At 58.9% G+C, this 14,109-nt stretch carries 12 protein-coding genes; 3 read left to right on the forward strand and 9 right to left on the reverse strand.

All coding sequences use genetic code 11. The features are described 5' to 3' along the window. Positions 1-227 (forward strand): hypothetical protein (locus tag CE491_RS30725; RefSeq protein WP_234407563.1); only part of this gene is annotated, 227 nt, incomplete at its 5' end. A gap of 78 nt (positions 228-305) precedes the next feature. On the opposite strand, the gene CE491_RS09635 is transcribed toward CE491_RS30725, so the two are convergent. Beyond that, on the reverse strand, positions 306-794 hold the full coding sequence (locus CE491_RS09635; RefSeq protein ID WP_110948132.1) for a phosphate-starvation-inducible protein PsiE: 489 nt from the start codon (positions 792-794) through the stop codon (positions 306-308). A gap of 271 nt (positions 795-1,065) precedes the next feature. Here CE491_RS09635 and CE491_RS09640 point away from each other — a divergent pair, with 271 nt between their 5' ends. Beyond that, the gene (locus CE491_RS09640; protein ID WP_110948133.1) at positions 1,066-1,329 is read left to right on the forward strand and encodes a YebG family protein; all 264 of its coding nucleotides are present in this window, start codon (positions 1,066-1,068) and stop codon (positions 1,327-1,329) included. Between the two features lie 119 nt (positions 1,330-1,448). Here CE491_RS09640 and CE491_RS09645 read toward each other — a convergent pair whose 3' ends face one another. The 4 genes from CE491_RS09645 to CE491_RS09660 form a co-directional block, all read right to left on the reverse strand. Continuing rightward, on the reverse strand, positions 1,449-2,555 hold the full coding sequence (locus tag CE491_RS09645; protein WP_110948134.1) for a dihydrolipoamide acetyltransferase family protein: 1,107 nt from the start codon (positions 2,553-2,555) through the stop codon (positions 1,449-1,451). Between the two features lie 18 nt (positions 2,556-2,573). Continuing rightward, positions 2,574-3,605: an alpha-ketoacid dehydrogenase subunit beta gene (locus CE491_RS09650; protein ID WP_110948215.1), complete on the reverse strand. Its 1,032-nt coding sequence runs from the start codon at positions 3,603-3,605 to the stop codon at positions 2,574-2,576. Continuing rightward, entirely contained in the window at positions 3,595-4,695 is a 1,101-nt protein-coding gene (gene pdhA, locus CE491_RS09655; protein ID WP_110948135.1) for a pyruvate dehydrogenase (acetyl-transferring) E1 component subunit alpha, read from the reverse strand. The genes CE491_RS09650 and pdhA overlap by 11 nt, the downstream gene beginning before the upstream one ends. Before the next feature lie 97 nt (positions 4,696-4,792). After that, positions 4,793-5,815 (reverse strand): Glu/Leu/Phe/Val dehydrogenase family protein, encoded by a 1,023-nt coding sequence (locus tag CE491_RS09660; protein ID WP_110948136.1) that lies wholly within the window; start codon positions 5,813-5,815, stop codon positions 4,793-4,795. Between the two features lie 206 nt (positions 5,816-6,021). Between CE491_RS09660 and CE491_RS09665 the strand changes: the two genes are divergently transcribed. Further along, a complete protein-coding gene (locus CE491_RS09665; RefSeq protein ID WP_110948137.1) occupies positions 6,022-6,825 on the forward strand; it encodes a SirB1 family protein in 804 nt (267 codons plus the stop codon). Here CE491_RS09665 and CE491_RS09670 read toward each other — a convergent pair. The 4 genes from CE491_RS09670 to CE491_RS09685 form a co-directional block, all read right to left on the reverse strand. Continuing rightward, positions 6,779-10,294 carry a dermonecrotic toxin domain-containing protein gene (locus CE491_RS09670; protein ID WP_110948138.1) on the reverse strand — a complete coding sequence of 1,172 codons (3,516 nt, stop codon included), beginning with the start codon at positions 10,292-10,294 and terminating at the stop codon, positions 6,779-6,781. The two genes, CE491_RS09665 and CE491_RS09670, sit on opposite strands and share 47 nt — an antisense overlap. Before the next feature lie 947 nt (positions 10,295-11,241). Then, complete coding sequence (locus CE491_RS09675) at positions 11,242-12,153, reverse strand: SDR family oxidoreductase (protein ID WP_110948139.1); 912 nt, start codon at positions 12,151-12,153, stop codon at positions 11,242-11,244. 121 nt (positions 12,154-12,274) lie between these two features. Then, positions 12,275-13,249 (reverse strand): alpha/beta fold hydrolase, encoded by a 975-nt coding sequence (locus CE491_RS09680; RefSeq protein WP_110948140.1) that lies wholly within the window; start codon positions 13,247-13,249, stop codon positions 12,275-12,277. After that, positions 13,249-14,010, reverse strand: coding sequence for a class II aldolase/adducin family protein (locus CE491_RS09685; RefSeq protein WP_234407565.1), 762 nt, complete (start codon positions 14,008-14,010; stop codon positions 13,249-13,251). The genes CE491_RS09680 and CE491_RS09685 overlap by 1 nt, the downstream gene beginning before the upstream one ends. Between the last annotated feature and the right edge of the window lie 99 nt (positions 14,011-14,109).

Genomic DNA, 14,109 nt, shown 5'->3' on the forward strand with positions numbered 1-14,109 from the left:
ACGATTGCGTTATTACAATTCGTCCAGCGCGCTATGCATTAAAGAACGATGGAATAGGCGACTATGAGAAAGACCGCTATTTTTTGGAGATTTCGAATCAAGACGGCTCGTCCATCTTCAGTTCAAACCGGGTCTACTCATGGGAGGCCGTAAACAATCTGGCTTTTTACTTCAAGGGACTTTCTTTCACAGCAGCCACCCGAATCTGGAAATCAAAAAAATTCTGATTCATGAGTTTCGAGCCGCCAGAATCAGAAGGTAGGACCAGCTCACCCATGCACCGTGGGTGAGCTCTCGCTCCTAAATCAAATCTCCCCCTTCTCCTCAATCACCGCTCCTTTGGTCTTCCCATGAGGATCCGGCACTTTCACCGATGGAAACTGCGAAGACGCATACCGCACCACCAGAATCGCGAAAGCCAGCAGCAGAATTGCACCGCTCAGGTACACGACGCCGAGATCCGGTGGGGCGTGGTGCGAAACGTCGGAGATCAGCAGGCGGGTCAGTGCGGTGATGGCGACGTAGATGAGGAAGCGCACCGGCATGTGGTTGGTCTTGAAATAGATCCCCACCATCGCGCCCAGCTCCAGATAGATGAACAGCAGCAGGATGTCGTCGACCGTGATATGCCCCTTATCCAGCATGTCCAGAAAGGCCATGACCGCAGCCCACGCGGTCACGGCGCCGATGGCGAACAGCGCCAGATAGTGGAAGGTCTCCACGAACAGATTGCCCAGCGACTCGGCGCAGCTGTGTACGTGCTGACGAAGGGACTCGGCCCAGTTGATTTTCACGATGTACTTCCTTGAATGGCCCGGAACGGATGATGCCGCGCGCGCATGACGCTTTTGCCTGCGCTTTACGCCAAGCATGTGCAGACAAGCATTAAAGAGGCCATCGGCTATGGTTGAGAACGTGACCCGTTGTCGCAACGGGGGACAGCTGGCGGCGAAACGCGTTTGAATTGCCACTACCCAAGCGGCATCGATTCCCTTATGCTGCGCACTGTATAAAAACACAGTACCCGCTTAAAGATAATTATCGTGAAGGCATATGAGGTGGTAAATGGCCGTCGAAGTGGTATACCGCAGCAGCCGAGATCTGGAGCGCTTGTTCATGGATAAAGCCGAAGCTGACCGTCATGACAAAATGCTCGAACTCGCCGAGTTGCTGTCCAGCGTATTGAGCAAAGCCGTGCCGTCCCTGTCCGAAGCACAGGTTGAAGAGGCTGGCATCTATATGGCGAAAAACCGCGACGTGTTCGCCCGCGCGTTCAAGAATCAGCCGGACGCGTTGAACGAACTGCTCAACGATGCGGCTGAAGAATAGGCCCGCATACACCGCCGCCGTTGTAGGCAAATACCGGCAGTAGTCCGGCTTGCTGGCGGTGGATATCGCAAATGCGCCACCGCCGGCAAGCCATGCTCATAAAGACACGCTTCGGCTCCTCACTCCGGCTTTTCCAGTTCCGCAACCAACGCCTTGAAGAACCGCGCGGCTTCTCCGCCCGTTACGGCGCGGTGGTCGAAGGTCAGCGACAGCGGCAGGATCGGGTGCACCACGACCTGCCCGTCCATCGCCACCGGTTCTTCACGGATGCCTCCCGCGCCGATGATCGCCACTTGTGGCGGCACGACCACCGGGTTGGCGTAGCGTCCGAACAATGTGCCGAAGTTGGACAGGGTGATGGTGGCGCCCATCATTTCCCGGGGCGGAATCGAGCGGGCTTTGACGTCGGCCCGTAGACGACTCATACCCTCTTTCAAATCCGCCGGCTGACGATTGCCGACATCCCGCAGAACCGGCACGAACAAGCCGTCCGGCGTGTCCACGGCGATTCCTAGATCCAGATTGTCGTGGCGCCTGATCGACAACGATTTGCCGTCGAACCAGCTGTTGAGTACCGGCTCCACTTTGCACGCCGCCGCCATGGCCTTGCCGATGCGGATCAAAGGATCGCGCGCCGAGCCCCAGCGATGCAGATCAGCATCGCCGAACAAGCTCACCGGCACGACCTCTGCGTGGGACTTGGCCATATTTAGCGCCATGCTGCGACGCACGCCGCGAAGCTTTTCGCCACCGAACTTGTCACGTTCGGCCTGCGAGGCGTTCTCTACATCGGCACGAGTGATCAATCCGTCGCTGCCGGATCCAGTGAGGGCGTTGAGATCGACGCCCAGTTGTCGCGCCAGCTGTCGAACCGCAGGCGTGGCCCGAGTCGACATATGCTCACGGGTCGAAGGCGCCGCACCCACGAAAAACTCATCGTCCTGGCGGTTTCCCCCACCTTCGAGCCGCCCGACCACCGTCCCCGCATCGCCCTCCCCTTCAAACGCCATCAGCGGTTCGCCGACATGCAGGATGTCGCCATCGCCGCCGTAAACCTTCGCCACCACACCGTCATAGGGCGCGGGAATGTCGACGATGGCTTTTGCGGTTTCCACCGAGACCACCAGTTGATCGGCCTTCACGGTATCGCCAGCCTTGACGTGCCACTCGACGATTTCCGCTTCCTGCAACCCTTCGCCCAAGTCGGGCAGTTTGAAATATTTCATCGCAAGCCTCCTCGGCCGTCAGGCAAAATTCAGGGCGCTGTCACAAGCGTGAAGAATGTCTTCCACGCTCGGGATGTACAGTTGCTCCAGCCGGTACAGCGGCGGCGGAATGTCCGGAGCGGTGACCCGTTGAATCGGCGCCTGCAGATCCAGCAGCACACGTTCGTAGAGACTGGCGGCGATTTCCCCGCCCAGCCCACCGGAACGTGGCGCCTCATGAATAATCACGCAGCGCCCGGTCTTGCGCACAGAGGCCTCCAGCGTGTCGAGATCCAGCGGCTTGACGCAGGCCACGTCGACCACTTCGGCCGACACACCCCGCTCTGCCAAAGCGGCCGCGGCCTGCAAGGATTCGTGGACACTCGCCCCCCAGCTGATCAGCGTGATGTCGCTGCCTTCACGCAGGGTGAAACAAGTGTCCAGCGGCAGGCGCTTGCCATCGTCCACCAGCTTTTGCGGATTCATGCGATACAGGCGCGTGGGCTCGAGAAAAATGACCGGGTCAGGATCGTCGATTGCCGCCAGCAACAAGCCATAAGCCCTGGCAGGCGATGACGGAATGACCACGCGCAACCCCGGCACGTGGGCGAACATCGCTTCGGTGCTTTCACTGTGATGCTCGGGCGCGCGAATACCGGCGCCCATGGGCGAACGCATGACCATCGGGCAGCTCAAACGCCCCCGCGTGCGGTTGCGCATCCGCGCGGCGTGGGACACCAGGTGCTCCATCGCGGCATAGATAAACCCCAGGAACTGGATTTCCACGACCGGCTTCAGGCCCTGCGCCGCCATGCCGACCACCAGCCCGCCAAGCATGGTTTCGGCCAAGGGCGAGTCGATCACCCGCTTGAAGCCAAAGCTCTCGCGCAAGCCCTGGGTGGCGCGGAATACCCCGCCGTTAACCCCGACATCCTCGCCCAGCACCACGACATTTTCGTCTTCGCTCATCGCTCGGTGCATCGCCAGATTGACGGCTTCCAACAGGCTCAGCTTTTTATTCGGGAGCAGGTCATCCGTGAGCAGTTTGTCTGTGGACAGATCATTCGCCATGACCGGCACCTCCATTGCGACGGGCCACACGCTCCAGGAACCACTCACGCTGATCGGCCAACGGAGCCGGCCATTTTGCGTAAACGTGGTCGATTAACGATTCCGGCGCCTGATTGCCTGCGCCTTCAAAGTTATCCACAGACTGCTGCACCAAGCCCTGGCATTCGGCGATCAACGCCTGCTCGTGCTTCTCATCCCAGACGCCCTGACTGGCCATGAACGATTGCAGGCGCTTGATCGGCTCCTCCTGCCACGCTTGCTTGACCTCGTCCGCTGCACGATAACGGGTGGCGTCATCTGCAGTCGTGTGGTCGCCGAGGCGATAACTCAGGCATTCGAGCAGCACCGGGCCCTTGCCCTTGCGTGCTCGTTCAAGGGCGACCTGCATGCGGTCATACACCGCCAGGATGTCGTTGCCATCAACCTGCTCGCCGTGGAAACCGGCGCCAATGGCTTTCTGCGCCAGGGTCGGCGCGCCGCATTGAATACGCCGGGGCACGGAAATCGCCCATTGGTTGTTGTTGATCACGAACACCACCGGCAATTGCCAGGCGCCTGCGACGTTGAGCGCTTCTAGGAAGTCGCCTTTGCTGGTAGCCCCATCGCCGCAGGTCGTGACCGCTACGCGATGCTCGCCACGAATCTTGAACGCGCTTGCCACCCCGCAGGCGTGCAGCGCCTGAGTGGCGATTGGCACACAAAGAGGAAAATCCTCAGCCACAGCGGGCTCGGCATAATCGCTGCCGCGTTCGTCACCACCCCAATACAACAGGATTTCTTCCATTCGAACGCCGCGCATCAATTGCACGGCCGTATCACGGTAATAAGGAATCAGCACGTCTTCGGCCTGCATCAGATTGCCGATCGCCACGCCGATGGCCTCCTGGCCAAGGGTCGGGGCATAGGTGCCGATGCGCCCGGTACGCTGCAACGCGACGGCTTTCTGGTCGAAGAGTCGAGTGAGGACCATTTGCCGATAGAGACGGGTGAGAAGATTGAAGTCATCGGCCCAGTGGGGGAGTTCTCCGGTCAGTTGACCGTCGGGGGACAGATAACGGGTGTACGCAAGCTCGATCTTGTTATTGGACATTGCACACTCCTGGCGCGCGTCTCGGGTTCATCGCGCGCGATGGTCATACTCGCCGCTTGTGGCAGCGAGCGTGTTTCGAAAAAATCCCGGTAAGGGCTTATTCGAGATTCAACAGGCGCTCTGCCAATGCATCGGCCACCCGCGCCGGTGAGCGCTTTTCGGCCTGGGCATGGGCAAATATTTCAGTCAGCCGTGTCCCTATCTGGGACAGATGTGCGGTGATGGTGTTCTGATTTTCTCCCTGATGTTGCAGTGCGACGTAGATCAGCCCGCCAGAATTGATGACGTAATCAGGAGCGTAAAGGATGCCGCGAGCCTCGAGCTGATCGGCTATGGCGGCGCAACTGAGTTGATTGTTTGCGCCACCGGCCACGGCGGCGCAGCGCAGCTTGGTCACGCTGTGGCTGTTGAGCACCCCGCCCAATCCACACGGGGCTAGGATGTCACAAGGGGTGCTGAGCAATGCCTCGCTCGCAATGGGTTTGGCGCCCATCTGCTCCATCGCCAGTTGCACCTTGCCGCTGTCGAGATCGGCCACCAGCAATTCGGCGCCCGCGGCGTGAAGCTGTTCGGCCAATGCCCAGCCGACATGCCCCAGTCCCTGAATCGCCACCCGCAGCCCTTCCAGGTTGTCGCTGCCCAGCCGCGCCATGGCAGTGGTCCGAATCCCCGCATACAGACCCAGGGCGGTATAAGCCGTCGGGTCACCCGATTCGGTCGTGGTGGTGACGTGTTGGGTGTATTGCGCAATGCAGTCCATGTCTTCGCGGGACGTGCCGCTGTCGATGGCCGTAATGTAGCGACCGTCGAGCGTCTGAATGAAGCGACCGAACGCTTCGAACAGCGCGGCGCGGTCCGGCACGTGGGCAGGACGCAGGATCACGGCTGTTCCACCGCCCAGCGACAAGCCTGCGAGGACGGCCTTGTAGCTCATGTTCCTCGCCAACTGGATAGCGTCTTCTATGGCGCTCTCTTCGTTTGGATAGGACAGATAGCGACAACCACCCAGAGCCGGGCCCTTCTGGCTGCTGTGGATTGCGATCACGGCTTTGAGGCAGGCCCGTGAGTCGACGATCATGTGCAACGTTTGAACGCGTGAGTTTTGCATGAGAGCGAACATAGGCAGTGCTCCCGTTTTTTGTACTGCGAGTATAGGCGCTGGCAGAAAAAAAGACGGCTTCGTCGCACGATTGCTCGAAACACCCCAGACTTTGCACAGCAGAAGATCTGAGCAAGGCAATCGGCACTGGACGAACACTGTCACGGGGGCTACAACGAGTCTTCCCAAGACTGAATTTCAGACGCCTGATCCGAATGGAGAAGTCGATGAATCCACGCCAGCAATGTCTCGACAGCCTGCGCTCCACGCCGCCTTCGACCTTCGAGGCGGCATTATGGATCTCTGTCGAGCACGATGCCCAAGTCGATCCCCGGCAAACGCTTGAACGGATCGATCAACTACAGCGGCGAATCAGCGCCGCGCTGCCAATGCTGCCTGCCGCGGAACTCGCTCAACCCTTGTTGCGACACATGGCGACGATCGGCTTTCAGCAGGATGACGTGGCTCAGCCCAAACCACAGGTCGCGTTACTCGACAAGATCGTCGAGCGTCGGCGGGGCCAGCCATTGGGGCTGGCGATAGTCGCGCTGGAGCTTGCACGTCGCATGGAAATTCCATTGGAGGGTGTGAACTTTCCGGGGCATTTTTTGCTGCGGGTGCCCGGTGCCGATCATGCCCTGGACCCGTGCGGTGGTCGCAGGCTTTACCCCAAGGATTGTCGTGAGTTGTTGCTGCGTCAGTTCGGGCCGGACATGCCGCTCAAAGCCGACCACCTGCGTACCGCAACCCCACAGACCATGTTGCAACGTTTATCGCGCAATCTGCGCCACTTGCATCAGATCAACGACGATCTCATTGCTTCGCTCAAAGATGCCAATCGCGTTCTTGAATTGGGGCAGGCCAACACGAGCGATTACCTCGCCCGTGCCAGCCTGTATCAGACGCTTGAATGTCCCCAGGCCGAACGCTATGACCTGGAGCACGCGCTATTGCTAAGCGATGACCCGGTGCAGAGGATCAGGCTCACCCAAAGATTAGTGACTTTGCCGTCCCCTGGAGGTGTTCATTGACAGCTTTCTGCAGCTTGGACTCGAACTCGCGTTTGCTCCATATCCAGACGCCCACGGGCACGCCGACTCCCGTTGCAGCAAGCTGTGCGGCGCTGAACAGTTTTCGAAGTTTGTTCCCTCCGGACACGATGCCCATCACGCCATCGAGCAACAGGGGTAACGCAGTGGCGCGGTCACCGGAAAGATAAGCGTCCACACCTTGATAAACCTTGACTGCACTGGTGAAGATCCCCCAGGCGATGCGAGCTGCGGGGAACGGCACCAGCAACACATTGCCCAGCCACTGGATCACGGTCCAGGCCGTGGAAAGACGCGCCTCGGCGAGGCTCACAGTCTGAGCGTCGACATCAGCGATCATGCGTTCGATCATGTCGCCATAAAGCCGCTCGGCATCGACGATGCGGCTGTCGGGTCGGTTGATGATCATGACAAATCGCTCATCGAACTTACCGCCGCGGTGCAGCCGGTCAATGAACGTTCCGACCATCGGCTGTCCCATATAGGCGACACGGCGGTAGTAATAATTCTGCATCTCGGCCGATTCCAGCAACTGCGCATAATTGGTCAGAGGTCTGAAGTGAATACCGTCCGGTGAGTTCGGGGTATAGAGCAAGTTGTAGGCGGGATCACTTTTGCTGAAATCCCGGAAGATAAACACGCCTTCGATAATCTGGTTGGCAATCCTGAATGCCGAGACGCTACTGGTCTTACTCGCAAGCGTCGCATCCTGGTCAAGCCCGACAATGGTCTGCCGTAGCCAGGAATACTGGGATTCGGTCAGCTCTCCGCGCATGAACTCCTTGAGCGCACCTCGCGTCATGTCGTATTGGACACGTTTGGCCATCAACAGCTTGCGGCGCGCATAGGAGGGGGCATTGCGGCTCAGAAAAGTCTTTTCCAGGAAATCCATGTACCGGGCGCCCATATCCGCACCGCGAATCTGCTTGTCCATGAAGTGGATCAGCCGGCGAGGGAGCGTGTATACGTCCACGCCCGTCGAGGAATAAAGATGGATGTGCGGCCGGTGCGAAAGAATGTTCGCGCTTCCTTCCATCATCAGCTGAGTCAACTGATGCAGCTCGCTGTGCTCGCCGAATTCCGGGTTATCACGACGGGGCAAACCCAGGCCGATATAAAGGGTGTCTGGGTCGAGATGACGCGTGTATCCCTCGCTGCGCAGAAAATCGTTCAGCAAGCGAGAAGTTTGCTGGTGGACATAGCTTCGGAAGTCGATCAGGCCAGGGCTGAGCTTGATGAACTCGGCGTTCAGCGCGTCGATTCGGGCATCCATCAGAGCAACGACCGAGGGGCTGGCGAAAGAAGTCTGGGTGTTGGTCTGCGGGGCAGTCGCTTCTGCCGCGCGCACGGCTCGGGACACCTTCTGGCTGACCAGATCGGCCAGATTGCTCTCGAAGGTCGTGCCTTGGCAGCGCACGAAAAGACAACTGTTGTGCCCCCACAGCGAAGGTTTCAGTTGAATGTCGTTGATCGCCGCGCTGTGCCCGCGCTCCGTTGGGCTAGCCAGTTGATCGTGGATATAGGACCGGCCCGACTCCGTCGCCAGCCATTCCCCAACACCGAAACACAGCTGGCGCCAGGAGCTGAACTCGAAGAAGTCCTGACCTCCGGGGGCGCCCGGCGCATAGAGGACGAAATGCTCGGACGACTGGGTCTTGTCCGCGAAGACGATGAAGTCGTTGAACCGGGTATGGGTTTCCAGCAGATAAAGACTGCCGATGCTGTAGCTTGATCCTACTTTCGCTTTGTCACCGCGAATCATGCTCAGCAGCTCATGGCTGCGGTCCTGGATCATATGACCTTGCAGCGCTGCAGTGAACGCACTCAGGGCGATGGCGCTGTCGCGGTGCAGAACCATTTCGCGCAGATTGTCCGGAGCGGCATAAGCCTCACGCAGGGCAATCCCGTAGCGATGATGCAGATTCAGATCGGTGATCATCGCAAGGACGAACTCGTCGGAAAAATCGGCGTGAATCTGGTCGGCGGCAGGCTCGAAACCCATCTTCCCACCGACATCCGGCATGCCATCGACGGCGAATTCGAATAGCGATTTCCGGTACCGGGTCTTCAAGTCCTGGCCGGCGCCGAGTCTGACGGTGTCCTGCAGGGTAATCATCACCTTGGTGGGATCGATCATGCAGCCCAGACGATCCTGGATGTAGCGGGTCAGTTCGCTGTAGGCGAATACGGCGAACGACTCCACGCTCGCCAGCCGCTGGGCAACGCTGCCTTTGAGTGCACGATGCTTCTGTTCAAGCGCCAGCAGATGCGCCCGATCCGCATGTTTGGCGTACTTGCGCCACTCCGGTTGCACGAAGCCCTCCATTCTGACCGAGAGCAGATTGAAACGATGGCCCAGAGCGTCATCCAGATAGGTACAGAGCTGTACACGCCCAAGACTGAGGTGAAAGCCGGCATCATCCAGTGCCGGTTGCTGCATCAGGAAATTCAGATCCTCTTCCTGTTTGCGTTGCACCGACTGCATGTGGTCGTCCAGCAGTGGGTGATTCCGGGGTGTGAACTGCCAGGCGTCGGGAGCGATGGATTGCCGGTTGATTACCCGGCCCTGATCGGACAGCGACAGGCTATCGACATAGTGCTGGTCGGGATCCGCGCCGGTCAGGCGATGGCTCAGCGTCTCGCGCAGGACAGCCATCGACTCGACACGCTCGATTCCTCTGCACGGCAGTACGAGGAAGACCACACCAGAAGGCTCGCTGGAAGGTTGAGTGGACTGGGTGACGACATATACGGAGGGCAGCGGGATCTGCCTGCCGTTTCGCGACGCCCAGGACACCGCGAAGACTCCATCGGTGCTACCGCCGCGCACGACGCTGGAAAGGCGACCCTGTTCCGCAACACTCATTGCACGGGACAAGCCGAGCAGTTCGATTTCGCTCAGCAGCGCTTCGCGTTGCAGCTCCGTCAGTATCCGGGCGGCTGTATCCGTGCGTTCGCTATCGACGGGGTGGGTAATTCTGCGCTGCCACAACGCACGGTGATATGTCTCGTACGCCGAGGACAGCGTCGGCATGAGCTTGTTGATGACGTCGATCAACTGCTGGTTCTGATTGCTGGTCAGGGCATGGTCGCGGTCAAGGGTCGCATGCCGCGTATGGAACCCGGCGCCTGCTATTTCGGCCACGGGCTTGAGATTGCGCATCGCGTCGATCAGCAAGTCAGTCATCGCCACCGAGGACACTGAGCCATCGGCGTCGCGCTGGTTGAAAAAAAGCGCGTCAGGGTTGGAAACGCGCAGCCCAATTTGCGGGAGAGATTGCCTGATTCGCTCACGGAGCAGCGCCGATGCCCATTCACGGAAGCTCTGGCTCTGGGCCAGGACCTGCTGGCAACCAGAACTGGCTTCGGCGAGTTTCGCCAGATGCTGAGTAATCTGATCGAAGCTCTGAGATGCGCTTGAGGTGGCGGAAGAATCAATGACGGCGTTCATGGGTAAAGCTCCAAGGTAAAATCGCTCATCCCCTTGCGGCATCCAGCCGGGCGGGAACACAGATGAGCGATGAAAGTGAGCCGCTATTAGACGAGTAGCTCGGAGTAGGACTGCGGTACATATTTATATTGTCAGGTCATACCCCGTGACAGTGCATGTAGGAATAGTCGAGCATAGGACTACGAGAACTCACACAATTGTTGCCGCATGAGTAACACTCCTTGTCGTAAACAGCTATGTTTAGGCGCACGGAAAAAAACTATGATTCACCCACTTCGCGGCTGCCCTCGCCGCGAACCGGAAACACCGCTTCTTTTGTTTGATGGCTATTACGCCGCAAACCTTTGACGGGATTTCCCGACGTAGATTTTCAAGCTCCTGGATCTAACGTCATGTTTAGCCGCTGCCGCTGCAGCGGCTTTTTTTTGCCGCTATCTTGATACGGTAGTGGCGCATTGAAATCACGCCTGACGCCTGTGCGGATTGAATAGAAGCACTCTCGGAAATTCCCTACGGCATTATCAGTAGCACTACTACAAAACAATATGTTCAAACGTTAGTCATCGGATTTCGAAGATCGAACCCAGAGATATCCGGATTAAACCTTTTAAATTCTGCTCGCTTGAAAACACTTTCGCCCGTCCAATACTCACGCACTTTCGACTTTATGCTTTCTTCCTGCTCGCCGGCGCGAGACTGAGTTCTAAATCGTTTATCAGGGACAACGGCCCATGAGCTGAGTCGCTGCTGAATTTCCGAAAAAATCTAAAGCATTTTTATTCTCCACGATTGGTACGATTGCTCTCGTCCTATCGGGAAGGCCAAGCCAAAGCCTGATACAAAATATTCGAATTCGGAATAAAGAGAATAATCCTACAAACAACCGAATAAGTTTCTACACAAGCGGCCAGTCCGATCACTCGACCCGGCCGCCCTCACCCTTCACATCAATCTACAAACTTCTGCAAATTCGCCATCATTTCCTTCAATGCCTCAACGTTATCCGCCGGGTGCACAGCGTCGGTGAAGTCATTGATCGCACTCCATTGCGTGGCAACGTCTTCCGGGGAAAAACCTGCGCGTGGGTCGAATCCTGCGCCGAGGCTGCGCTCCCAGCGCACTTTGCCGATCCAGCCGCCACCCACTTCGTAAAGGCCGGCGCTGTCCTGGCACTGCTCGCTGCCCAGATAGACCACCAGCGGGCTGACCAACTCCGGCTTGAGCAATTCGAACACGCTGGCGGGAATCAAGCCTTCGGTCATGCGCGTGCCGCCGGTGGGTGCGATGGCGTTGACCAGAATGTTGTTCTTGCGCCCTTCCAGGGCCAGGGTGCGGGTCAAGCCGTAGAGGCCGAGCTTGGCCATGCCGTAGTTGGATTGGCCGAAGTTGCCGTAAATACCGGAGGTGGACGAGGTGAAAATCACGCGACCATAGTTCTGCTCGCGAAGGTGTGGCCAGGCGGCGTGGGTGACTTTGTAAGCGCCTTCGATGTGGACCCGGTAAACCAGATCCCAGTCGGCGTCTTCCATCTTCGCGAAACTCTTGTCGCGCAGGATGCCCGCGTTATTCACCACGACATCGACACGACCGAACGCATCGAGAGCGTTTTGCACGATCTTGTCGCCGTCGGTCACCGAATCATGGTTGGCCACCGCCTGCCCGCCACATGCGTGAATCTCGGCCACAACGCGGTCGGCAGCCGAAGCGTTGGCCCCTTCGCCGTGGGCCGATCCGCCCAGGTCATTGACGATCACCCGTGCGCCGTGCCGGGCGAACAGCAAGGCATGCGCGCGCCCCAGCCCGCCACCGGCGCCGGTGACGATCACTACCTTGTCTTCGAAACGTAAGGATTCACTCATGTCACTCTCCCCAGAGATGGTGCGCGCTCTCGAGCCTTGCGATGAGGCAAAGGCGAACCAACAGAGGATCGAGAACGGGCGAACAGTAACCGAGTGTCAACCAGTCACAGGATGGTCACAATCAACACGAGGCGCTCTGAATGACGCTCGATAACGCAAAGGGATGATTGGCGGGCTTGCCGTTCTGAGCCACGTGCTGCACGACGACTGCGGGCCGGAAGCCGGCGACGGCCGCACGAAATCCTTCGTAATGATGCAAGAGCAGCTCGGGAGCTTCGGCGTGGGGATAGCGGCCGATACCGGGGAGCAGAATGGTGTCGGGGTTGGGGATCAGCTCGTGGTAGCGCTCGAGCATGTGCTCGCCCGAGACCGGATCAGCGGCGCCGGCGATGAAGCGAATCGGGACCAGTGTGCGCTGCATTGCTTGCACCCAACGCTCACGCTGGATCAGACGCTCGGGGATATAGCCGATCAAGCGGTACAGAATATGATGACCGCGGCTGGCCGAGATCAGACTCCAGAAGTCATCCAGCTCACTTTCGCTTGGCCGGGTTTCGGCGCCAAACGTGCGGCTGAAATCGCGATCCAGGCTGTCGCGGTTGAACATACGGGCGGTCAGCCAACCCAGGCGGCTGAGCAGCAGCTTCTGCACCGTCAGTGGCCGATGCTGTTCCGGAAACACGCCGCCGTTGAGAAACACGCAGCTGGCCATGTCGAACCGGCCTTCGTCATGGCGCGCCAGCAACTCCTGCGCGACGCTGTCGCCGTAGTCGTGGGCCAGGACATGCACCGGCCGATTCACTTGCAGGTGCTCAAGCAACGCCTGCTGCAGATCGGCCTGTTCCAGAAGGCTGTACTGGTGGTCGCGCGGTTTGGCTGAATCGCCGAAACCCAGCATGTCGCAGGCGATCACCCGATATCGCCGGGACAAAGGCTGCCACAGGTAATGCCAATCCCAACTGGCGGTGGGAAATCCGTGGATCAGCAGCAAAGGGTCGCCCTGCCCCGCTACCCAGTAGCGAATGTTCTGCCCGCCAAACACGAAGTCGTGCCCGAGAGTGCGCCATACGCTGAGAGGGATCTCCGCCAACGGCATTACTGCGTGTATCCCGGCGAGAACTGATCGAGCTTGCGCAACAACGCCGGCCACGCCAACTGGCCGCCCATGCCTTCGGCGCTGCGAGTGACGCCTGCGATCATGGCTTTCGCGCCCGCGAGGATCTGCCCGTCGATGGGGATCAATTCAGCGCCGCCACCCTGGGCCAGCACCTGAATTTCACAGGCGCGCTGGAAGGTGAACATCATCAGGAAAGTGTCGGCAATCGTCGAACCGCATGTCAGCAGGCCGTGATTGCGCAGCATAAGGAAATTGCAATCGCCCAGATCAGCCTGCAACCGTGCCTTCTCTTCATGATTGAGCGCCACGCCCTCGTATCCGTGGTAGGCCAGACTCGCCAGCACGAACAGCGATTGCTGACTGATGGGCAGCACGCCCTGCTTCTGCGCGCAAACCGCGACGCCCGCCGCCGTATGGGTGTGCATGACGCACATCACATCATGACGCGATTCATGCACTGCGCTGTGGATGGTGTAGCCGGCCGGATTGATGTCGTAAGGGCTGTCCATGAGTTTCTTGCCTGATTGATCGACCTTGACCAGGCTCGACGCCGTCATCTCGTGAAACATCAGGCCGTAAGGATTGATCAGGAAGTCTTCGGTGCCGGGAACCTTGGCTGAGATGTGGGTGAAGATCAGATCGTCCCAGCCATGCATCGCCACCAGTCGATAGCAGGCGGCAAGGTCCACCCGCGCCCGCCATTCAGCGGCGCTGACGTGATCCCTTACGCTCTGGTTGATGTGGCTGCTGGAATCGGCGACGACCTGGGCGACTTTCAAGATCTGCTCTCCTGGCGGTTGTCCTGCTCTCATGGATCAGCAGTCTAGTCAGCCAGGGTA

This window comes from Pseudomonas bohemica (assembly GCF_002934685.1).
Lineage (GTDB): Bacteria > Pseudomonadota > Gammaproteobacteria > Pseudomonadales > Pseudomonadaceae > Aquipseudomonas > Aquipseudomonas bohemica.

Bases quoted from the DNA above. Each gene is read 5' to 3' on its own strand.
- CE491_RS09645 (WP_110948134.1), bottom strand. From the start codon at position 2,555: ATGAAATATTTCAAACTGCCCGACTTGGGCGAAGGGTTGCAGGAAGCG.
- CE491_RS09665 (WP_110948137.1), top strand. From the start codon at position 6,022: ATGAATCCACGCCAGCAATGTCTCGACAGCCTGCGCTCCACGCCGCCT.
- CE491_RS09640 (WP_110948133.1), top strand. From the start codon at position 1,066: ATGGCCGTCGAAGTGGTATACCGCAGCAGCCGAGATCTGGAGCGCTTG.
- pdhA (WP_110948135.1), bottom strand. From the start codon at position 4,695: ATGTCCAATAACAAGATCGAGCTTGCGTACACCCGTTATCTGTCCCCC.
- CE491_RS09670 (WP_110948138.1), bottom strand. From the start codon at position 10,294: ATGAACGCCGTCATTGATTCTTCCGCCACCTCAAGCGCATCTCAGAGC.
- CE491_RS09650 (WP_110948215.1), bottom strand. From the start codon at position 3,605: ATGGCGAATGATCTGTCCACAGACAAACTGCTCACGGATGACCTGCTC.
- CE491_RS09660 (WP_110948136.1), bottom strand. From the start codon at position 5,815: ATGTTCGCTCTCATGCAAAACTCACGCGTTCAAACGTTGCACATGATC.
- CE491_RS09675 (WP_110948139.1), bottom strand. From the start codon at position 12,153: ATGAGTGAATCCTTACGTTTCGAAGACAAGGTAGTGATCGTCACCGGC.
- CE491_RS09680 (WP_110948140.1), bottom strand. From the start codon at position 13,249: ATGCCGTTGGCGGAGATCCCTCTCAGCGTATGGCGCACTCTCGGGCAC.